Annotated in this window: 16 protein-coding genes; 8 read left to right on the forward strand and 8 right to left on the reverse strand. The window is 73.3% G+C overall.

Features of this window, described 5'->3' with window-relative positions; all coding sequences use genetic code 11:
* The 3 genes from ACFYR0_RS24300 to ACFYR0_RS24310 form a co-directional block, all read right to left on the reverse strand.
* Nucleotides 1-1,851 carry an Hsp70 family protein gene (locus tag ACFYR0_RS24300; RefSeq protein WP_389331738.1) on the reverse strand — a complete coding sequence of 617 codons (1,851 nt, stop codon included), beginning with the start codon at nt 1,849-1,851 and terminating at the stop codon, nt 1-3.
* A gap of 376 nt (nt 1,852-2,227) precedes the next feature.
* The gene (locus ACFYR0_RS24305; RefSeq protein WP_389331741.1) at nt 2,228-3,781 is read right to left on the reverse strand and encodes a glycerol-3-phosphate dehydrogenase/oxidase; all 1,554 of its coding nucleotides are present in this window, start codon (nt 3,779-3,781) and stop codon (nt 2,228-2,230) included.
* Nucleotides 3,778-4,401, reverse strand: a complete 624-nt coding sequence (locus ACFYR0_RS24310; RefSeq protein WP_389331744.1) for a TetR/AcrR family transcriptional regulator — start codon at nt 4,399-4,401, stop codon at nt 3,778-3,780. The genes ACFYR0_RS24305 and ACFYR0_RS24310 overlap by 4 nt, the downstream gene beginning before the upstream one ends.
* A gap of 72 nt (nt 4,402-4,473) precedes the next feature.
* On the opposite strand from ACFYR0_RS24310, the gene ACFYR0_RS24315 reads away from it, so the two are divergent.
* The 5 genes from ACFYR0_RS24315 (at nt 4,474) to ACFYR0_RS24335 (ending at nt 13,529) form a co-directional block, all read left to right on the forward strand.
* Complete coding sequence (locus tag ACFYR0_RS24315) at nt 4,474-6,069, forward strand: FAD-binding oxidoreductase (RefSeq protein WP_389331747.1); 1,596 nt, start codon at nt 4,474-4,476, stop codon at nt 6,067-6,069.
* 100 nt (nt 6,070-6,169) lie between these two features.
* Nucleotides 6,170-7,051, forward strand: a complete 882-nt coding sequence (locus ACFYR0_RS24320) for a diacylglycerol/lipid kinase family protein (protein ID WP_389331749.1) — start codon at nt 6,170-6,172, stop codon at nt 7,049-7,051.
* A gap of 471 nt (nt 7,052-7,522) precedes the next feature.
* Nucleotides 7,523-8,500, forward strand: coding sequence for a hypothetical protein (locus tag ACFYR0_RS24325; protein WP_389331752.1), 978 nt, complete (start codon nt 7,523-7,525; stop codon nt 8,498-8,500).
* Between the two features lie 190 nt (nt 8,501-8,690).
* Nucleotides 8,691-10,553: an HSP90 family protein gene (locus ACFYR0_RS24330; RefSeq protein ID WP_389331754.1), complete on the forward strand. Its 1,863-nt coding sequence runs from the start codon at nt 8,691-8,693 to the stop codon at nt 10,551-10,553.
* A complete protein-coding gene (locus ACFYR0_RS24335; RefSeq protein WP_389331757.1) occupies nt 10,554-13,529 on the forward strand; it encodes a tetratricopeptide repeat protein in 2,976 nt (991 codons plus the stop codon).
* A gap of 138 nt (nt 13,530-13,667) precedes the next feature.
* Here the strand turns inward: ACFYR0_RS24335 and ACFYR0_RS24340 are convergent, their stop codons facing one another.
* A complete protein-coding gene (locus ACFYR0_RS24340) occupies nt 13,668-14,630 on the reverse strand; it encodes a DUF6924 domain-containing protein (protein ID WP_389331760.1) in 963 nt (320 codons plus the stop codon).
* A 312-nt stretch (nt 14,631-14,942) separates the two neighbouring features.
* Between ACFYR0_RS24340 and ACFYR0_RS24345 the strand changes: the two genes are divergently transcribed.
* Complete coding sequence (locus ACFYR0_RS24345) at nt 14,943-16,196, forward strand: DUF2235 domain-containing protein (protein ID WP_389331763.1); 1,254 nt, start codon at nt 14,943-14,945, stop codon at nt 16,194-16,196.
* Between the two features lie 73 nt (nt 16,197-16,269).
* Here the strand turns inward: ACFYR0_RS24345 and ACFYR0_RS24350 are convergent, their stop codons facing one another.
* Both ACFYR0_RS24350 and ACFYR0_RS24355 read right to left on the reverse strand, forming a co-directional pair.
* Entirely contained in the window at nt 16,270-16,392 is a 123-nt protein-coding gene (locus tag ACFYR0_RS24350) for a hypothetical protein (RefSeq protein ID WP_389331766.1), read from the reverse strand.
* Nucleotides 16,389-17,204: a BTAD domain-containing putative transcriptional regulator gene (locus ACFYR0_RS24355; RefSeq protein WP_389331769.1), complete on the reverse strand. Its 816-nt coding sequence runs from the start codon at nt 17,202-17,204 to the stop codon at nt 16,389-16,391. Before ACFYR0_RS24355 ends, ACFYR0_RS24350 begins: the two co-directional genes overlap by 4 nt.
* A 255-nt stretch (nt 17,205-17,459) precedes the next feature.
* Here ACFYR0_RS24355 and ACFYR0_RS24360 point away from each other — a divergent pair, with 255 nt between their 5' ends.
* On the forward strand, nt 17,460-17,669 hold the full coding sequence (locus tag ACFYR0_RS24360; protein WP_389331772.1) for a hypothetical protein: 210 nt from the start codon (nt 17,460-17,462) through the stop codon (nt 17,667-17,669).
* A gap of 125 nt (nt 17,670-17,794) precedes the next feature.
* On the opposite strand, the gene ACFYR0_RS24365 is transcribed toward ACFYR0_RS24360, so the two are convergent.
* Nucleotides 17,795-18,655 carry a thermonuclease family protein gene (locus tag ACFYR0_RS24365; protein ID WP_389331776.1) on the reverse strand — a complete coding sequence of 287 codons (861 nt, stop codon included), beginning with the start codon at nt 18,653-18,655 and terminating at the stop codon, nt 17,795-17,797.
* Nucleotides 18,656-18,894: 239 nt separating this feature from the next.
* The gene (locus ACFYR0_RS24370; protein ID WP_389331779.1) at nt 18,895-19,395 is read right to left on the reverse strand and encodes a peptidylprolyl isomerase; all 501 of its coding nucleotides are present in this window, start codon (nt 19,393-19,395) and stop codon (nt 18,895-18,897) included.
* 68 nt (nt 19,396-19,463) lie between these two features.
* Here ACFYR0_RS24370 and ACFYR0_RS24375 point away from each other — a divergent pair, with 68 nt between their 5' ends.
* Nucleotides 19,464-20,024: a hypothetical protein gene (locus ACFYR0_RS24375; protein WP_389331781.1), complete on the forward strand. Its 561-nt coding sequence runs from the start codon at nt 19,464-19,466 to the stop codon at nt 20,022-20,024.
* Nucleotides 20,025-20,343 lie beyond the last annotated feature (319 nt).

Raw genomic sequence — 20,343 nt, forward strand, 5'->3', positions numbered from 1 at the left:
TCAGCTCCCCGCTCCGCCGTGACGTCCGTACAGCTCGGTGAACGCGATGGCCGCCTTGCGGCGCACCCCGCTGATGCGGTCTTCGGTCTCCACCGAGATCTCCGTGCCGCCGAACGCGTAGTACACATCAACGAGTCGCTTGGACGAGTCCTGATGCACCGAGCCGGAGACATCCGCCGCCACCGTGCCCAGACGTTCGCAGCCCGGCTCGTCGGTGTACTGCGGTTCGTCGCTGTAGGTGGCGTAGAGGCCGATGTCGAACGAGCGCAGGTCGCGTTGGGCGATCTTCATGGCGGACGTCCTGCGTTCGTCGGCCTCGACCAGCTCACCACGCCTGACCACCACATGGACGCGGCCGCGGCACATGACGTCGCCGTCCTCGTCTTCGAAGCGCCGTTCCACGGGATCGACCCCTTCACGGAAGAGCTTCGAACAGGCGTAGCCGTACGTGTACTTCGAGCGTCGGCCCCAGATCACCGAGGGGTCGTAGGCGAAGTGGACGGCTCCGCCGAGGACGGCGACGGCCGGGTCCTGGGGGATCAGTACCTTGACCTCGTCGCCGAACCGGTGGGCGATCCGGTCGCGCAGATAGGTGGAGCGGGCGAAGCCGCCGACGATGACGATCTGGTCGACGCCCTTCACCGGGCCGCCGACGACCAGCCGCCGCTGGCGTTCGATGGTGTCCAGGACCGGGCCCACCACCGCCTCGTGCAGCATGGCCACCTCGGCCGGGGTGAGCACGAGGTGGTAGGGGTCGCCGTAGGCCTCGTCCTGGAGCCGCTCCTGGGTGGCGCGGGGCAGCGCCTCCCACAGCCGTCCCGGGATCTCTATGTCGCAGGGTGTGGTGATGACGGGCGCGCCGCCGGGCGCCGTCTCGGAGTGCAGGCCGACCTTCCACTCCTCCCAGCGGTCCTCCAGCAGGGTGATCTCCTTGGAGTGGGAGACCTTGAGCTCCTTCAGCCGCCCGGCCCCGAACCGGTCGGCGAGGACGCGGTCGACGAAGTGCTGGTTGATGTAGGCCGAGCCGAGCGCTCCGCCGTCGGCGAGTCCGATCTCGGACAGCCGGTCGTCGCCGACGCCCTCCGCGCGGATCTGGTAGCTGGTGATGTCGACGGTGCCGCCGCCGCAGTCGACGACCATGAACCTGCTGCCGGCCGTCCAGACGTCGAGCCGCCCCTCCGGCCGGGCCGGCCCGAGCAGGGTGCCCGAGGTGAGCGCGCAGTACACCGCGGCCGCCTCCGGCTCGCTCACCAGCAGGAGCCGCTCCTCGTCGGCGGGCAGGCCGGCCGCCTCCGCGGCGTCACGCATCGCGCGCTTCTCGGCGTCCTTCCAGATCGCGGGAACGGTGATGCACCAGCGGATGTCGTCGCCCTCGTAGGCGAGGGCGCTGCCGCGGTAGCCGGTCGCGCCGATCTCCTGGAGCGCCGTCCGGTACATCTTGCCGAGGTAGGCGGTGATCAGTTCACGCACGACCCGGCGGTCCGCTCCGGCGAGGCTGCCGAGGAAGCGCGGCACGTCGGAGGAAGGGGCGCCCGCCCGCAGTGCCATCTTGAATCGGCTCGCGTAACCGAAGTTGTTCGGATTCTTTTGATTCAGCTCGATCTGCCAGCGCCTGCGCGCCTCGAAGCCGAACTCCCTTACCACCCCTTGCGCGTCGGCCAGGACCGCCGTCAGATCCTTCGGATAGGAGCTGCTGCCCCCGTGCTTCACGAAGTTCTGGTAGGCGATGTAGCGATTGTTGGTGACGTCCTGCAAATTCGACACGGTCGCCCATGCGAACCCGGATCCATGGGTGCCGAAATCTATGGCCACCACGACTTTGGGCACGAACACGCCTGTTGAAGCACTCATACTGTCCCCCTCGGCCCGGACGGGGGCATGCCGAGCCCCGCCGTCCAGCCGGTCCGTCGCCTAGCGAAGATCACGTCGCCCCGACGCCGCGCGAAGGGGCCTGCCTTCCCGTTCCCCCACCGTCAACTCCCCTCGTGCGAGGGGCGCTTGATTCAGGTGTTCTTCATTCCCGTGAGGGTGTACTGAAAACCAGTGCAGAGGCAGCGAACGAACAGGGTTCACTCAGTCGTCATCCGGCCCGGTGATATCCGGGTCGCCCCCTGTGCCGTGCGGGTCGCAGTCGCGTTCGAATTCGCCGTGAGGGTTCGTCCCCGTGTTCGCCCGCCGGGAGGGGGCGGCGGGCGTCATGGGCGCCCATGACGCCCGTCTCGAACGGTCAGGCCGAGTGGGCGAACAGGTCCCGGGCCGTCCGCTCCGCGACGGCCCGGTCCGCAGGGACCAGGCCGATGCGGGTGCGGCGGTCGAGGAGGTCGGCCTCGTCGAGGGCGCCTTCGTGGCGGACGGCCCAGAGGAGTTCGGCGTGGGTGACGGGGTGCCCGGGGACGACCGGGCGGGCGAGGGAGGGGTCCGCCAGCCCGAGGGCGTGCACGGCCCGGGCCTCGGTGCCGTAGCGGCGGACCAGGCGGGTGGGGACGTCGAGGCGGGCCAGGGTGTCCTGGTCCGCGGCGCCGACGAGCGGGAGGGAGGCGGTGCGGCAGGGCCCGGCGAGCAGACGGCGGGCGGCCACGGCGGCGTCCACGGCGTCCTGGGCCATGCGCCGGTAGGTGGTGAGCTTGCCGCCGACGACGGTGACGACGCCGTCGGGCGAGGTGAGTACGGCGTGCCTGCGGGAAATGTCGGCGGTGCGGCTGCCCTCGGTGTCCAGCAGGGGGCGCAGGCCCGCGAAGGCGCCGACCAGGTCGTCGCGTTGCACGCTGACGTCGAGCGCCGAGCCGAGGACGTCGAGGAGGAAGCCGATGTCGGTCTCGGGGACCTCCGGCACCTCGGGGATCTCGCCGTCGACGGGTTCGTCGGTGAGGCCGACGTAGACGCGGCCGTCGCCCTGGGGCAGGACGAGGACGAAGCGGTTGGTCTCGCCGGGGATCGGGATGTGCAGTCCGGCGGCGAGCCGGCCGAGGGCCTCGGAGCGCAGCACGAGGTGGGTGCCGCGGGAGGGGCGCAGACGGACGTCGGGGACCAGGCCGCCGGCCCAGACACCGGCCGCGTTGACGACGGCGCGGGCGCGGACGCGCAGTTCCTGGCCGGTGGTCTCGTCGCGGACGCGGGCGCCGTCGCCGGTGATCTCCAGGGCACGGGTGCGGGTGAGGACGCGGGCGCCGTGGGCGGCCGCGGTGCGGGCCACCGCGGTCACCAGACGTGCGTCGTCGGTGAGTTGGCCGTCCCAGGAGAGCAGTCCGCCGCGCAGTCCGCCGGTGCGCAGGGCGGGGGCGAAGTGGCGGGTCTCGACGGCGGACAGGGCGCGCGGGGCGGGCAGCGTGCGGCGTGAGGTGCGGGCGGCGGCGCGCAGCATGTCGCCGGCCAGGAAGCCGGCCCGGGCGAGGGCGGCCTGACCACGGCTCACCAACGGGGTGAGGGGCAGCACGAACGGCTGGGCGCGGACCAGGTGCGGGGCGGTGCGCTCCATGAGGACGCCGCGCTCGACGGCGCTCTCGTGGGCGACGTCGAGCTGTCCGGAGGCGAGGTAGCGCAGTCCGCCGTGGATCAGCTTGGAGCTCCAGCGGGAGGTGCCGAAGGCGAGGTCGTGGGCGTCGATCGCGGCGACGGTGAGCCCACGGGTGGCGGCGTCGAGGGCGGCGCCCGCCCCGGTCGCGCCGAGGCCGATCACCAGGACGTCGACCTGCGTGCCGTCGGCGAGTTCGGCGAGTTCGCGCCGGCGCCGCGCGGCGCCGAGCGAGGAGCCGGGCAGGTCGGGGCTGCTCGTGGGGTTCATGGCGTGAGGGTCCTCTCCAGCAGCGTGCGCAGTTCGCCGAGGAAGGCGGCTTCGCTCAGTTCGGGGTCGGTCTCGTCGGTCATGGTGCGCAGCGAGAGCGTGAACGACTGGACGACGAGCAGCACGGAGCGGGCCTGGAGGTCCGTCCGCGTGTGCCGTACGGAGCCGTCCCGGTGGCCCTCGTCGAGCGCGGTGACGAGGAGCTCCAGGAGGGCCTCCTGACTGGCGCCTCTGCGGTCGAGGATGTACGGCAGCAGCAGTTCGGGGTCGACGTCGACGATCTTGTGGAAGAGCGGGTGGGCGCGGAACGCGGCGGCTCCGGCGACGAGTCCGTCGACGACGCGCCCGCGCACCGGGCGGCTGTCGTCGGCGGTGGGCATGGCGTCGACGGCGACCGCGATCCACTCACGGGTCATGAGGTCGCCGACCAGGGTGCGTACGTCGGGCCAGCGCCGGTAGAGCGTCATCCGGGAGACGCCCGCGCGCCGGGCGACATCGGTGAGGGTGGTGCGCCGTACGCCGACGGCGAGCACGCAGTCGCGGGCGGCGTCGAGTACGGGATCGGCGTCCGGGGCGTTGTCCGAGGCCTTGTCCTGGGCGTTGTGACGAATGGGCGTCATGTGTCACAGTGTAATGCAGCGCGGGGCGAGCGCCAGAGCCGTCCGTGGACCGAACCGTGAGGAACCTTCGAAGTGGACATGTTGTGGAGCGGCTGGGGCGACCCGGCCAAGGCGGCCCCGCTGCCCGACTCGGTGACCGGCCTGCTGCGCGACCTGCTCGGCGTCACCCCCCGCACGAGCGGCCCGGCGGACCTCGGCGACATCGAGGTGCCCGCCCCGGCCCTCACCGACGAGGCGCGCACCGCGCTGCGGTCGGCCGTCGCCGCCGAGGACGCGCTGCGCGAGGACGCCGAGAGCCGCGTCCGGCACACCCGCGGCAAGTCCACCCCCGACCTGCTGCGCATCCGCGCGGGCGAGGTCGACGACATCCCGGCCGCCGTCGTGCTGCCCGCCGGCCACGACGAGGTGCTGGCCGTCCTGCGCGTCTGCGCCGCCCACGGCCTGTCCGCCGTTCCGTTCGGCGGCGGCACGTCCGTCGTCGGCGGGCTGAAGCCCGAGACGAAGCGTCCCTTCGTCGCGCTCGACCTGCGCCGCCTCGACCGGCTGCTGTCGGTCGACGAGGTGTCCCGCACCGCCACGCTCCAGCCCGGACTGCGCGGACCCCGGTGCGAGGAGCTGCTCAACGAGCGGGGCTACACGCTCGGCCACTTCCCGCAGTCGTTCGAGTGGGCGACCGTCGGCGGTTTCGCCGCGGCCCGCTCCAGCGGCCAGGCCTCCTCCGGGTACGGCCGCTTCGACGAGATGGTCCTCGCCCTCACCGTCGCCACCCCCGAGGGCACCCTGGAGACCGGCCGGGTCCCGCGCTCGGCGGCGGGCCCCGACCTGCGCCAGCTGATCCTCGGCTCCGAGGGCGCGCTCGGCGTCATCACGGCCGTGACCGTGCGCGTCCGCCCCCTGCCGCGCAAGCGGGTCTACGAGGGCTGGCGCTTCGCCTCCTTCGAGGAGGGCACGGCCGCGCTGCGCCGTCTCGCGCAGGACGGCCCGCGGCCCACCGTGCTGCGGCTGTCCGACGAGACGGAGACGTTCATCGGCCTGGCCCAGCCCGACGCCATCGGCTCCGCGGACTCCCCGCAGCCCTCCGGCTGCATGGCCGTCACCGGCTACGAGGGCACCGAGGAGGAGACCGCCGCCCGGCGCGCCGCGGCCCGTGAGGTCCTGCTCGCCTGCGGCGGCGAGTACCTCGGCGAGGAACCCGGCGACCGCTGGGAGCACGGCCGCTACAACGCCCCCTATCTGCGCGACGCGCTGCTCGACGCGGGCGCGTTCGCCGAGACGCTGGAGACGGCCGGGTTCTGGTCCGGGCTGCCTGGGCTGTACGCGGCGGTGCGCGAGGCGCTGACCGCCGGCCTGACCGCGGCCGGGACCCCGCCGCTGGTCATGTGCCACATCTCGCACACCTACGAGAACGGCGCCTCGCTCTACTTCACCGTCGTCTCGGCACAGGGCGAGGACGCCGTCGCGCACTGGGAGCCCGTGAAGCGGGCCGCGAACGACGCGATCCTCGCGGCCGGCGGCACCATCAGCCACCACCACGGCGTCGGCACCGACCACCGCGACTGGTACGCCCGGGAGATCGGCCCGCTGGGCATCCGGATGCTCCAGGCCGTCAAGGCCGAGGTCGACCCCACCGGAGTACTCAGCCCCGGGGTCCTCCTCCCCGTCCGCTGACCCGCCGGCCGACGCTCCAGCCGACCCGTCGGCGGCCCCGAGGCCGCCGGTACCCTTCCCGCCGTCCGTCCCCGTACCCCGCCGCCCGGAGGCCTGATCCATGCGACAGTTCACCGCCGTCGTCAACCCCGCCGCAGGCGGTTCCAGCGGGGCGGCGGGCCTGCTCCCGCTGGCCAGAGCACTGCGGGAGGCGGGTGCGCGGCTCGACACCGAGTACAGCCTCAGCCTGGAGCACGCGCGGGAACTCGCCCGGCGCGCCGGGGAGCGGGGGCATGTGGTGCTCGCCGTCGGCGGCGACGGCATGGCCGGGTGCGTCGGCGGCGCGCTCAGCGGCACCGACACCGTGTTCGGCCTGGTCCCCGCCGGGCGCGGCAACGACTTCGCCCGTGCGCTCGGCCTGCCCACCGACACCCCCGGCCTCGCCCGCGTACTGCTGGAGGGCACGCCGCGCGCGGTCGACACCATCGAGGTGGAGTCCGCGGTGCACGACCGCGTCCACGTCCTCGGCAGCGTCTACGCGGGCGTCGACGCGGTGGCCAACCATCACGCCAACGCCTCCCGGCTGCTGCGCGGAGCCGCGTCGTACTACGCGGGCGGGCTGCGCGCGGTGCTCGGCTGGCGGCCCGCCGCCTACCGGCTCACGATCGACGGCGTGCCGTACGAGCGCAGCGGCTACACCGTGGTCGCGGCGAACTCCGGCTACTACGGCTTCGGCCGCAACATCGCCCCGGGCGCACGCCTCGACGACGGGCTGCTGGACGTCGTGGTGATCTCGCACGCCCCCAAGCGCCTGTTCTTCACGATGATGAACGAGCTGAAGACCGGCGCCCATCTGCGGCGGCCCCAGGTCGAGGTGCTGCGGGGCAAGGAGATCCGCATCGAGGCCGACCGCAATGTCCCCTACGGGGCGGACGGCGAGGTCGACGCGGCGCTTCCGGTGACGGTACGGGTGCGGCCGGGCGCGCTGAACGTCCTGGCCTGAGCGCGGCGTACGGCACGACGGCCGCCACGCTGAACGTCCTGGCCCGAGCACGGCGTACGGCACGACGACCACCACGCTGAACGTCCTGACCCGAACGCGGCGCGGCACGACGACCACCACGCTGAACGATCACTTCGGCCATCGTTCACGGAACGCCTCCCCGGCGGAGGGGTGTTGTTCCACCGTCACCGCGACCGTCCTGCCCGCCCTGTTCACGCCTCACTCCGGGACGGACCTCGTGACCGTCCAGGTCCGCTGGGGCAGTGCGGTCAGGGCGCGGGTTCCGAGGCCGAGGGCGGCGTCCGGCTCGGTCGGCGCGCCGTCGGTGCCGCCACGGCGACCTCGTCCGCCAACGGCCACGCACACCAGACCTAAACGGATGTGCGAATGTCAGGGGCACGTGATACTCACTATCTCCACGGGAGGGGTGATCACCGGCCTCCCGCGTCAGGACACTGCGAGGGGTGGGAGATGGCGTTGCTCCGGAAGCTGGGGCTCACGCTGGGGAAGTGGACCGGGCAGCCCGGCGCGCGCGTGCAGCAGGACTCCGGCGACCCCGAGGTGCGGCGCGTCCGGGAGGCCGCCGAGGCGGCGGACTGGGCGACCGTGCGCGAGGTTCTGGAGGCGCGGTCCGAGAAGGAGGACCGCACCGAACTGTTGTGGGCCGTGGCGGACACCGCGGGCGTCGAGCGGTGGATCGCGGACGTCATGGAGGGGGAGCCCGAGGCGCCGCTGCCCCGGCTCGTGGCGGGCATCCGCCACGTCAGCTGGGCCTGGGAGGCGCGTACGGCCGCACGCGCCAAGGACGTCTCGCGTTCGCAGTTCGAGGTGTTCCACGCCCGGCTGCGCACGGCCGAGGAGTGGCTGTACGAGGTCGCGGAGCGCGAGCCGGAGTGGGTCTCGCCCTGGTACGGCCTGCAGATGACCGGACGCGGCCTTCAGGTCGGCCGGCAGGTGGCCCGCCGCCGTTTCGAGGCCGCCGTGCGCCGTCAGCCGCAGCATCTGGGCGCCCATCAGCAGCAGTTGCAGCAGATCTGCGACAAGTGGGGCGGCTCGCACGAGGAGATGCACTCCTTCGCGCGCGAGGCCGCGTTCGGCGCGCCCGCCGGCACCCTGCTCGGACAGCTCGTCGCGATCGGGCACATCGAACAGTGGCTGTCCCTGGACCGGGGCGAGGACGACGCGTACATGCGCCGGCCCGAGGTGACGCTGTCCCTGCGGGAGGCGGCGGAACACTCCTACCGGCACCCGGACTTCGTCAGACACGGAGCCTGGAACCAGGTCCTCAACACCTTCGCCATGGCCTTCGCGCTCGCCGGGGACCGCGTCTCCGCACGCGAGTGCTTCCAGATCACCGAGGGACGGGTCACCGAGTTCCCCTGGTACTACATCAACGGGTCCGACCCGGCGGCGGCGTACCGGGCCACCAGGTCGTCGATCGGCCGCTGACCTCCGGGGGCGCGCACGCGCCCCCCTCCGGCCGGTTGTCCCCTTCGCACCCGCGCGCCCCTCCCGGACCCGCACCACGCTCCCGGACAGACCGCACAGCCGGACCCGCACCGCCTCTCCGGCCCCCGCCCCCTCCCGTCCGTGTCCGCACGCGCACCACGCGGGCGCACCCACCGAAAGACTCCGTCAGGTGCCACACTCCGAGACCGCACACACCTTCCAGGTCGATCTGCGCGGCCTGGTCGACCTGTTGTCCCACCACCTCTACTCCAGCCCCCGCGTCTACCTGCGCGAGCTCCTCCAGAACGCCGTGGACGCGATCACGGCCCGGCAGGCGCTGGACCCCGGGGCGCCCGGAACCATCACGGTCCGCACCGGGGACACGCTCACCGTCACGGACACCGGCATCGGACTGACCGAGGCGGACGTCCACCGCTTCCTCGCCACCATCGGCCGCAGCTCCAAGCGCGGCGCGGACGGCTCGCTCGACGGGGCCGGACTGGACGCGGCGCGCGGGGAGTTCATCGGGCAGTTCGGCATCGGACTGCTGGCCTGCTTCGTGGTGGCCGACGAGATCACCGTCGTCAGCCGGACCGCCGCCGACCCCTCGGCGCCCGCGGTCGAGTGGCGCGGCCACTCCGACGGCCGCTACACGATCCGCACGCTGCCTGCCTCGGCCATGCCCGAGCCGGGCACCACCGTGCGGCTCACCCCCCGCGCGGACAACAGCGAGTGGACCGGCCCCGAGCAGGTCGTGTCGCTCGCCCGGCACTACGGCGGGCTGCTGCGGCACGAGGTGACGGTCGTCGGACCGCGCGGTGAGAGCCACCGCGTCAACGACACACCGCCCTGGGAGCGGACGCACCGCTCCCCGCTGGCGCGGCGCGAGGCGTTCACCGCCTACTGCCGCACCCTGTTCGACTTCACCCCGCTCGACACCATCGAGCTCGACCTGCCGGCGGCGGGACTGCGCGGTGTCGCCTACGTGCTGCCGACGGCCGTCAGCCCCGCGCAGCGAGCCGGGCACCGGGTGCACCTCAAGGGCATGCTGCTCACCGACCAGGCGCCCGAACTGCTGCCGGACTGGGCGTTCTTCGTGCGCTGCGTCGTGGACACGACGAGCCTGCGGCCGACCGCGTCGCGTGAGGCGCTGTACGAGGACGGCACCCTGTCCGCCGTACGGGACGCGCTGGGCGAGCGGATCCGGGACTGGCTCACCGGGCTCGCCGCCAGCGACCCGTCGCTGCTGCACCGCTTCATCGACACGCACCACCTCGCGGTGAAGGCGCTCGCCCGCTACGACGACGAGCTGCTGCGGATCGTGCTGCCCTGGCTGCCGTTCGAGACGACCGACGGCAACGTCACGCTGGAGGAGTTCGCCCGTACGCACTCCACGGTCCTGGTCACGCGCAGTGTGGAGGAGTTCCGGCAGGTCGCCCCGATCGCCTCGGCGGCGGGCCTGGGTGTCGTGAACGGCGGCTACACCTACGACCGTGACCTGGTGCACCGGCTGCCGGAGATCCGTCCGGGCACGGCGGTGACGGACCTGGACCCGGCCACCGTCACCGCGCATCTGGACGCCGTGGACCCGGGGGCGGAGCTGCGGGCCGCGGCCTTCCTCGCCGTGGCCCGCGAGACGGTCGGCGTGCACGACTGCGACGTCGTGCTGCGCGACTTCCAGCCCGTCACCGCGCCCGCGCTGCTGCTCGACAACCGGGAGGCGCGGCACGAGCGGACGAGGTCGTCCCTGGCCGCCGAGAGCGACGGTCTGTGGGCGGACATCCTCGGCTCGCTGCGGAACGACACCCCGCGGGCCCAGCTGGTGCTGAACCACCTCAACCCGCTGGTCCGCCAGGCCATCACGATCGCCGAGCGCGGCCTCGCCGTGACCACCGCCGAGGCCCTGTACGGGCAGGCCCTGCTGCTCAGCCGCCGGCCGCTGCGGGCGAGCGAGAGCGCCCTGCTGAACCGGGCCTTCATCGGGCTGCTCACGCACGCCATGCACAACCCCGGCCAGGCCGAACCCGACTCCGAGCCCCGGAAGGAACTGTAGATGCTGGACACCCCCGAGGCCGTGGTCGAGGCGCTGCGCGAGAACCACGACCGTCCGCACGGTCTTGCCCGTACCGTCACCGCCGAGGAGCTGGTGGAGGCCGCGGAGCCCTTCGACAAGCCCGACGTCGTCGTCACCGCGCTGCTGGAGCTGATGACGGCGTACGAGTTCACCGGTGAGCACCGCAAGTCGCCGGTGGTCTTCGCGCGGCTGCTCCGGCTGTGGGAGACCGTGCCGGAGAGCTTCAGCGAGTGGGAGGCCCATCAGGTCTTCTGGCGCTTCAAGTGGGTGACGACGTCCCTGCTCCAGGTGCCGGACGTGCCGCTGGCGACGGTCCGGGGCTGGATCGACCGGATGCGGGGCTTCTACGAGGCGGCCGAGCACGGGATGCAGCCGGTGGCCGCGATGCGCTACCACGTGGCCGCCCACACCGGCCTCGGCCCGCAGGACGCCTACGACCTGTGGGTCACCCGGCCGCGTACCGAGCTGAGCGACTGCGAGGCCTGCGAGATCCGGTACCTCGCCGGGCACCAGGTGACCGTAGGCGACGACGCGGCGGCCCTGGAGGTCTGGCACCCCGTCCTCTCCGGGGCGTCCGGGTGCAGCGAGGAGCCGCAGATGAGCCAGGCGCGCGCCCTGCTGCCGCTGCTGCGTCTCGGCCGTGCCGACGAGGCCCGCTCGCACCACCTCACGGGCTACCGGCGGGTCCGCGGGAACCCGGGCATGCAGGCCGAGGTCGGTCTGCACCTGGAGTTCTGCGCGCTGTCGCGCAACGAGGGCCGCGGGCTGGAGATCCTCGCCGAGAACCGGCCGCTGTTCGAGGCGACCGGCGCGCCGCTGGACCGGCTGGGCTTCCTCACCGGTGTCGAGGTGCTGCTCGCCCGGCTCGCCGAGGACGGGCACACCGGCACACCCGTCGCGGGCCCGCCCGGCCGGAGCTGGACCGCGCTCGAACTCCTCGCGCACGTACGGTCGGAGGCCGAGAAGCTGGTCTCCGCCTTCGACGCGCGCAACGGCACCCCGGCCGTCGGGGAGCGCCGCCATGCGCGTCTGGCCCAGCGCCCGCTGCTCGACGAGCCGCTGCCGCTGGGACTGCGCACGGCCGTCACCCGTACCCCGGCCGCCGCGCCGCCCGCCGCGGCCGTCCGTGGCACGGCGGTGGAACTGCCCGACGACTTCGTGTCCCTGGTGCGCGAGGCGCGGCGCATGACGACGGAGGGTCACCCGGGCAGCATCCGCGTGTGGACCCGCGTCACCGAGCGTCTCGCGGACGGCAGCGGCGCGCACGAGGGCTCGCTCGGCCCGGCGGACCTGCTGGAGGCGGAACTCGCCGAGCACCGCGCGCGACTGCACGCCCACGACGACGGCCGCCGCACGGACAGCGTCGCGGAACTGCGGCGGGCCGCGGAGCTGTTCACCGGGCTCGGCATGCCCTGGCACGCGCTCTCCGCCCGTGCCCGCGCGCTGGCCTGGTCGACGATCCCCGACACCGGGGACGCCGCTCCCGAGTCGGCCCGGTCCGAACTCGACGAGGTGCTGCGGGAGGCGCAACGGCTGCTGGCCGAGGTGCCGTTGTCCGGTGAGCCGGTCGGCGAGGAGGGGACCGCGTTCGGCTCCGAAGTGGGCTCGGAGCGTGAACTGGAGTACCTCGCACTGCTGTTCTCCTGCGCGTACGCCGCGCACCAGGACGTGCTGCGGGAGCTGCCGGAGGCCTCGGACCTGGTCCTGGAGCGGTTCGAGGACGCCACACGGCGGCTGCGCTCCGAGGCGGAGCGACTGGGCATGCCCCACCAGGTGGCCAACGCGAGGCAGTTCGTCGGCGAGCTGGCCGCGCGGCGCGGTGAGCTGGACCGGGCCGAGGAGGAGATGCGCGCGGCCCTGAAGGACGTGGCGGAGGCCGGGCGTCCGTGGCGCGCCACGCGTCCGCTCGCGATGCTCGGCCAGATCCTGCTGTCCAAGGACGAGCCCGCCGAGGCCGCCGAGGTGCTGCACCAGGCGATCGTGGAGGCCGTCCGCCACGACGACACCGAGTTCCCGATGGCGGCGACGTACTCGCTCGTCGGCCATGCCGCGGCGCACTCCGGCGACTTCGCCGGGGCCGTACGTCATCTCACGGAAGCCGCGACACGCTACGACCAGGAGTCGGCGTTCGACGACGCCACCGAGGCGCGGCTCCAGCTCGCGGACGTGCTGGCGCGCGGCGGGCAGCAGGCCGACGCCGTCGCCGTGCTGGAGTCGGTCCTGTCCGACGAGGCGGCCGGCTCCCTGGACGAACGGCTGCGCGCCCAGGCCCGGCTGACGCTGGCGCGCGGGCTGCGCGAGCTGTCGGAGTACCTGGCCTCGGCGGAGGAGTTCCTGCGACTGGCGGACGCGGTCGCCGGCTGGGAGGACGACCCCGCCATCCAGACCCTGGTCGCGGCCGAGGCGGCGATCGCGCTGGCGATGGCCGACCGGTGGGACGCGGCCGCCACGGCGTACGAACGCGCCGTGGCCGCCCACGCCGTGGCCGCGAACCCGTCCCTGATCACGCACATGATGTGCGAGTTCGCGCGGCTCGCCATGCTCGCCCGTGGTACCGACGGCGTGGACGAGGCCCTCGGACACCTCGCCCGCGCAGACGCCGTCGTGGCCGCCGTCCCGGAGGACACCGAGACCTTCACCACCTGGTACGAGTCCGGCACGGTCCACTACCGCCGCGCCCGTGTCCTCGCCGAGGCCGAGCGCTTCCCCGAGGCCCTCACCCAGGCGGAGGCCGCCGTCGCCGCGCACGAACAGGGCGGCGAACACGGCGAGGTCCCCCGCGCCGAGGCGGTGCGCGTCGCCGCCCTGATCGAGGGCAACGGCCTCGAACGCTACGACGACGCCGTCGTCCGCCTCACGGCCGCCGCCCGCCGCTGCCGCCACGCGGGCCTGACCGAGGCGGCGGAGATCCTGGACGCCCTGAGGGAGGACTACCTGACACGCCAGGGCGCCTGAGCGGCTGCGCCGAAGGGCTTGTGACCGGGGCCGGCGGGTGTGGTGGCCGCCGGCCTCTCGGTGTGCGGTTCAGCCACGGTACGGCGTCGGGCCGGGCGGCCCCCGGTTCGTCGCGGGCGTCCCGGGGGCCGTCCGTGGTCACTCCTCCCACCACGGCCGTACGCCCTCCACGGCCACGAAGTCGCTGAAGTCCATGTTGGCGATGTCCAGGTTGCAGGCCAGGGAGCCGACCTGGTCGCAGGGGAGGACGGCGGCGTGGCCCGGGGCGTCGTAGAGGTCGACGACGGTGAGCGGGCGGCCGGGTCGCGTGAAGGTTCTGGTGTCGGCGAGGGCGACCAGGGTGGTGTGCTCCTCGGGCGGCACCAGGGCGGGCACCTGGCCCGGCAGGAGGCCCTCGTAGGCCCGGTCGTCGACGGCCAGCGCCGTGAGGGGGAAGTGGTCCACGTCGATGTCGTCCAGGTCCGGGTCCGCGCCGACCCAGCCCAGTTCGTCGGCGCCGCCGAGTTCGTCGAGCAGGGTGCGCCAGCCCTCGTCGTCGTCGAAGCAGGTGCGGACCAGCAGACAGGCGTCCGTCGCGGTCAGCGGCGGGAACGACCGGCGCGACGGGTTCGTGGGCGCCGGGAACGCCGGGCGGCCGCAGTCCCCCTGGTACATGCCGCGGGTGTCCATGTCGCGCACCAGGTCGTCGAACGTCAGCTCCTCGCCGAGCAGTTGGTCGAGGATCACGCCCAGGCGGGACGAGGGGACCCTGACACCGCGCCCGGGTATCTCGGCCAGGTCGACCAGCAGCGGCCCGTCGCCGCCGTAGGCCACGGGGATGTCCGCCATGACGAGGACCTTCGGCGCGGTGTCGCCGCCGTCCGGCACCAGGGCCGGGACGCTGCCGCCGCGCAGGTAGGACCAGCCGGTGCCCTCGACCGGGCGCAGCAGTGTGCGACGGCCGTCCAGGACCAGGGCGCCGTCCTCGGGGCGGCCGTCGATCTCGCCGAGCAGTCCGCCCCACCGGGCTCTGCCGTCGTCCTCGTAACAGGTGCAGAGGAGCAGCACTTCGCCGGGCTTCGCACGGGGAAGGGGAGGCAGAGGGGTGGGGGTGGAGTCCATGTACCGGATGCTGTCACGCTCCACTGACAACGGTCGCCCGGAGGGTCACGGTGTGGCGGTGAGGGTGCTCAGCCGTGGGGCGGGCCAGGGTTTGCGGCCTCCGGCGCGCAGCTGCCCGAGGGCGTCCTGCCCTGTGGGCCACTCGCATGTGCCGCCGCGGCGCACGGTCGGCCGGCCCGTTCGCACCCCCACCGGCCTTGCCGGCGGGGCGGTGCGCGCTCCCGTGCCCTCCGTCTGGCGAGGCCCGCCGTGTGGTGCGAGCATGGAAGTGGTGCTGTGCGCCGCTCCGCGCTCTCGCGAGGAGGGATGGTCATGGCCAAGCGTCTCGTCGTCTGTTGTGACGGCACGTGGAATTCCGCCGACCAGTCCAGCAAGACCAACGTCGCCAAGGTCGCCCTGTCGGCTGTCCCCGGTACCGCCGGCGGCAAGGAACAACGCGTCTACTACGACAGCGGTGTCGGTACGCACCGCGGCGACCGGCTGCGCGGGGGCGCGTTCGGTGTGGGCCTGTCGCGCAACGTCGTGGACGCCTACCGCTTCCTCGTCGAGACCTACGAGCCCGACGACGAACTGTTCCTGTTCGGCTTCAGCCGGGGCGCGTTCACCGCCCGCAGCCTGTCGGGGCTGGTGCGCAACTGCGGCATCCTGCGCCGGGACCACGCCGACCGGATCCCGGAGGCCTGGGCGCTGTACCGCAGCCGCGTCGAGTCGCCGAACGGCGCGGCCTCCACCCTGTTCCGCCGCTCGTACGCACGGGAGACGGAGATCCGCTTCATCGGGGTGTGGGACACGGTGGGCGCGCTCGGCATCCCCTATCCCAGCGCCGCCTGGCTCCAGCCGGCCGCGCGGCGGTTCAACGCGCGCTGGGCCTTCCACAACACCGATCTGAGCAGCTGGGTCCGGGCGGCCTTCCACGCGCTGGCCGTCGACGAACAGCGCTCGGCGTTCCGGCCGACGCTCTGGCACCAGCGGCCCGGCGCGGCCCGCGAGGGCCAGGAGCTCCAGCAGGTGTGGTTCTCCGGGGTGCACTGCGATGTCGGTGGCGGCTACGAGGAGACGGGTCTGTCGGACATCCCCCTGCTGTGGATGGCCGACCAGGCCCGCAGGCACGGGCTGGTGTTCGGCGCGGACGCGCTGGGCGGGTCGGGACCGAAGGTGATGAGGCCGGAGGAGAGCGTCGACTTCCGGGTACGGCCCGACAGTTCGGGTCCGATGCATGTCTCGCGCAAGGGGATGTACCGGCTGTCCGAGCCCTTCGACCGGCCGATCGGCCAGGCGGCGGACGACGAGGGCCGGCCCGACGGCAACGAGTTCCTGGCGGTGCCGGCCAAGGAGCGCTGGGACCGGGTCAGCGGCTATCGGCCCGCGGGACTGGCCAAGTACCTGGCGGCACAGGACCGGGTCCGGCTGGAGCCCGTACTGCTGCCGGGCCTGGCCGAGGGCCTGCCGCCGATGCCGCCCGCGTCCTCAGCGGCTCCCGGCACGGAGGCGGGTGCCGAACCCGGAGCGGGTGCCGAGACCGGAGCGGGTGGCGAGGCGCCCGGGGGCCTGCGGCGCACCACCTGAACACCGCGACGGTCCCGGCCGGCGACGAACGCCCCCGGTCGAGGACGACGTCCTCGACCGGGGGCGTCGGTGTCTACGTCGTCGACCGGCCACGCGGGCGGCCCGCGGCGGCCAGGGACAGCGCACGCCCGCTCTCCGTGGGCGCGGAGTTGTCCCGCGCGGTCTCGTCGGTCCTGTTGCCGGTCCCGGTGCTCACGTATCCCTTGACGTCCAGGTGCATGGAGTGGACGCGTCCTTCGAGGAGGTCGTCGAAGCCGATCCAGTGGCCGCGAACGCTCTGGCGCATGACTCCGCCTTCCTGCCGCCGGCCCCGCGGCGTTCGGGAAGCATCCGGGCGAACCGGGGCGAGGGGGGCACCCCGAGTTCCTCGTCGAGCATGCGGCGGAACGCCTCGAAGTGACGCACCGCCTCGGCGACGTTGCCCTCCGCGAGATGCGCCGAGACCACGGCACGGTGAGCGCTCTCCCGCAGCGGTTCCGCGCGTACGCTCGCCCAGGCCGCCTCCATCGCCAGAGCGGGCCTGTCCTGCCGCACCAGGGCCTCGGCGAGCGCGTCGAGCGCGTGCAGCCGCAGCTGGCGCAGCCGCTCGCGCTCCAGCAGCACCCAGTCCTCGTCCCAGCCGGGCAGGAGGTCCTCCCCGGTCAGGATGCCCAGCGGGGGCAGGTCGTCGAGCTCCTCGGCGTCGCCCTGTACGACCCCGAGTGCCGTCTGTGTCAGGGCGTGGACGTCGACGCGCAGGGCGGGGGTGATGAGCAGGGTGTCGCCGTAGCAGCCGATCAGGGGTGGTTCGCCGCGGGGCAGCTTCCACAGCGTGGTCCGCAGGCTTCCGCGCGCGTGTTCCTCGGTCACCTCGGGCCACAGGGTGCCGGCGAGGACCGTGCGCGAGACCTGACCGCGCAGTCCCATGTACGCAACCACCCGCTGGCCGTTGTGGGAAAGCTCGACCGTCTCGGCAGCGAGTTCCAGATGGAACTGGCCGAGCAGTCGCAGCCGGGGAGGAGCAGCCACCACCATTCTCCCAACGCGCCGTGCCCTCATCATTTTCTGCCCGCTGTGCAGCGCCTGCAATTCGGCCCGGCACGGCCCGCGCGGCGTTGACGCGGACGTGACGCCACGATGACGCCGGTTCCGTAGCGTGGGCCCGGCGAGTGGATCGGCGCCCGTCGCCGCCCCACGGCCCCCGGTCGGTCGCGGCCCCCGGACGGTCACGGCCTCGCGGCCGGGGTCGGCGGGGGACGGGAAGAGACCAGGAGCGGAGTCGTCATGGTCGCTCTGTCCGACGTCCGGTTCGGAAGGCGGAACGAGGACGTACGCACGGTGCGGAAGGCCCTGGTCAAGCGGGGCCGCAGGATTCCCGACGGGGTGCCCGGCTGCGCCTCGTACGCCGACGGGGTGCCCGGCTGCGCCTCGCTGACCACGCTCGGCCGCCACGTCGGCTTCGCCTACGGCATTGTCGTGAAGCCCAGTTGGTGAACGGACGCCTGGCCCGCCGTCACGCCCCGGACCCGCCCGGCCGACGGGAGCCCACCGGGTCCGGGGCGTGACGGGGGGCCAGGACCGAGGCCCTGGCCCTCCGTTGGGCTGCCCCGCGGCCGGGCTCAGGCGTCCTCGAAGAGCAGGTCCTCGGGGGGCCGGGTCATCCGCACGGTCTGGCCGTCGGTGACCTCCACGACGCGGTGGAGGCCCACGCAGCGCTCACCGGTGGACAGGATCGAGTAACGGTCGCCCCCGCCGGCCAGATAGGCCGGGAGACAGCTCAGCGGCATGCCGAGGGCCAGGTAGTCCACCAGGCGGCGGAACAGCTTGGGGACCAGCAGCGCCTCGTCGGTGATGGTACCCAGACCGGTGATCTTCGCGCCGGTGAGCGTGACGTCGGCCGGCCACAGGCCCCGGCCGGTCTCCCGGGCCTCCGTCGCCCTGGCGGCCAGTTCGGCCCGCAGGGAGGTGAACAGGCTGCGGTAGAACATCGGATAGGCGAAACCCGCTGCGATGAGACGGTGGTTGACGGTCGAGGCGAGCTCCGCCTCGTCCACGTCGATCTCCCGGCCGCTCTCCTCGGCGTGTGCGCCGCGCCCCGCGAGGGCGATGCAGCGGCCGTGGATGTCGGCGGCGCGGGTGAGGACGAAGCCGGGCACCGTCTCCGGGACCGTGGCGGTCACGGTCTCGTTGCCCGCGCGCTGGACGTCGGTGAAACCGAGCCAGCTCAGCAGTTCGTCACGTGCCGCGTGGGCGAACTCCAGCGGCTGGTGGACCCTGCCGGGTCCGTAGTGCGTCTCGGGTGCGTCGACGGCGTCCAGCCGCAGCTTGGCCCGGCCGGTGGCGCTGTGCTCGACGGCACGCCCGCGCCCGCCGCCCACGAGGTCCCAGTGTTCCGGGTTCTCGGCCGTGAAGGCGACCGTGTCCCCGTCCGGCTGGGTGCCCTTGACGTCGTAGAAGCCCTTGATGAGAAGCATGGGCATGGCGACTCCTCATGTGTGCAAGGTGCTCGATGCCCTACGAATGTCCGCGGATTCGACGGGCCCGCGTACCCTGGCCGACTCGGAACCCCCACCTTCCATTGTTCGTCCGGGGCAGCGGATCCGCATGTCCGGCGGACCGGGGTCCGGCCGGAACAGGGCCGTCCCGCCACGCACTTCGACCGCTGGCCGCTCGTGCGGCGCGACGGTCGAGGGCGAGGACGCCGGCCGTTCCGCCGGTGTCAGCCGACGATCTCGGCGGACTCGATCACTACGGGCTGCGTGGGCACGTCCTGGTGGCCCCGGAGGGTCGCGGTGCGGACCGTCTTGATCTGGTCGACCACGTCCTGGCCCTCGACGACCCGGCCGAAGACGGCGTAGCCCCAGGCGTTGGGGGTCTTGCCCCGGTGGTCGAGGAAGTCGTTGTCGGAGACGTTGACGAAGAACTGCGCCGTGGCGGAGTGCGGTTCGCCGGTGCGCGCCATCGCCACGGTGTACGCGGTGTTCTTCAGGCCGTTGTCGGCCTCGTTGGTGATCGGCGCCAGGGTGGGCTTCTGCGCCATGTCCGCCGTGAAGCCACCGCCCTGGACCATGAAGCCGTTGATCACACGGTGGAAGATCGTCCCGTTGTAGTGACCGTTCCTGACGTACGTCAGGAAGTTCTCGACCGACTTGGGCGCCTCGGCGTCGGCGAGCTCGATGACGATGCCGCCGTGGTTCGTGGTCAGCTTGACCCTGGACATGAAAAAGCGCCTTTCTCGCGGGGATGACCGATTCATCTTTTCACGCACGTCCCACGGGTCGTGAACCGGTGGCGCGGCCGTGGACCAGGCCCGGCGCTCCGCCCCATCGGTTCGCGCGCCGGCCCGGCACTCCGCCGCACCCGCTCGCGCGATCGGAGACCTTCGACGTCGTCAAGGACGGCAGGCCGTACCGGTCGCTCGACGTCAACCACTGGGGCGTCGCCTTCACCGACGACGACAACACCTTCTACGCGACCATGTACACCAAGGACCACCACTGCCTGATCCGGGGCGATTTCGCCGAGCGGGCCGTCCGCACCCTGCGGGACCGGGTCGAACGCCCCTCGCTCTCGCCCGACGGGACCAGGAGCGCGTTCAAGTCGCCCGTCGACGGCGACTCGGCCAAGGGCTGGCGGCTGTCCGTGCTCGACCCGGCGACCCGGCGGGTGACCCCCACCACCGGGACCCGCAGCGTCGACGACCGGGCCGCCCGGCTGGACGACTCGACGCTCGCCTACGTCCAGCAGCACGACGACGGCACCAAGGACGTCTGGTCCGTACCCGCCGACGGCTCCGGCTCGCCGCGCCGCCTGCTGCGCGACGCCCACTCCCCCGCCGCGCTCGGCTGACCGCGACGGCCGCGGCGGCCGGCCCGGCCGGGGCCTGGACGAAGGCGGCCCAGCGGCAGCGGCGGGCCGGCCCTTCGCCCACCGCGCGGGTTGTCATCGCGCTGACGGTCCGGCCCGGACGGACTGTCAGCGCATCGCCTTCCACCCGCACCCCGCGACACCCCGGCCCTGGGCCTCGAGCCGCACAGCCCGTCGCCCCCGGGGAGTCACGAGATGTCCGAGCCGCGGGTCACCGCCGCTGTGAGGCCGGTGCCCGGGGCGCACCGCCCCGGGTCCCGGTGTCCGGACCCGGCATCCCGGTGAGCGATTCCTGGCAGGT

The organism is Streptomyces sp. NPDC005017 (assembly GCF_042873115.1).
GTDB lineage: Bacteria > Actinomycetota > Actinomycetes > Streptomycetales > Streptomycetaceae > Streptomyces.

Excerpts from the sequence above, each read along its gene's own strand:
- ACFYR0_RS24300 (WP_389331738.1), bottom strand. The coding sequence starts at position 1,851 with ATGAGTGCTTCAACAGGCGTGTTCGTGCCCAAAGTCGTGGTGGCCATA.
- ACFYR0_RS24305 (WP_389331741.1), bottom strand. The coding sequence starts at position 3,781 with ATGAACCCCACGAGCAGCCCCGACCTGCCCGGCTCCTCGCTCGGCGCC.
- ACFYR0_RS24310 (WP_389331744.1), bottom strand. The coding sequence starts at position 4,401 with ATGACGCCCATTCGTCACAACGCCCAGGACAAGGCCTCGGACAACGCC.
- ACFYR0_RS24320 (WP_389331749.1), top strand. The coding sequence starts at position 6,170 with ATGCGACAGTTCACCGCCGTCGTCAACCCCGCCGCAGGCGGTTCCAGC.
- ACFYR0_RS24325 (WP_389331752.1), top strand. The coding sequence starts at position 7,523 with ATGGCGTTGCTCCGGAAGCTGGGGCTCACGCTGGGGAAGTGGACCGGG.
- ACFYR0_RS24335 (WP_389331757.1), top strand. The coding sequence starts at position 10,554 with ATGCTGGACACCCCCGAGGCCGTGGTCGAGGCGCTGCGCGAGAACCAC.
- ACFYR0_RS24340 (WP_389331760.1), bottom strand. The coding sequence starts at position 14,630 with ATGGACTCCACCCCCACCCCTCTGCCTCCCCTTCCCCGTGCGAAGCCC.
- ACFYR0_RS24345 (WP_389331763.1), top strand. The coding sequence starts at position 14,943 with ATGGCCAAGCGTCTCGTCGTCTGTTGTGACGGCACGTGGAATTCCGCC.
- ACFYR0_RS24360 (WP_389331772.1), top strand. The coding sequence starts at position 17,460 with ATGGTCGCTCTGTCCGACGTCCGGTTCGGAAGGCGGAACGAGGACGTA.
- ACFYR0_RS24365 (WP_389331776.1), bottom strand. The coding sequence starts at position 18,655 with ATGCCCATGCTTCTCATCAAGGGCTTCTACGACGTCAAGGGCACCCAG.
- ACFYR0_RS24370 (WP_389331779.1), bottom strand. The coding sequence starts at position 19,395 with ATGTCCAGGGTCAAGCTGACCACGAACCACGGCGGCATCGTCATCGAG.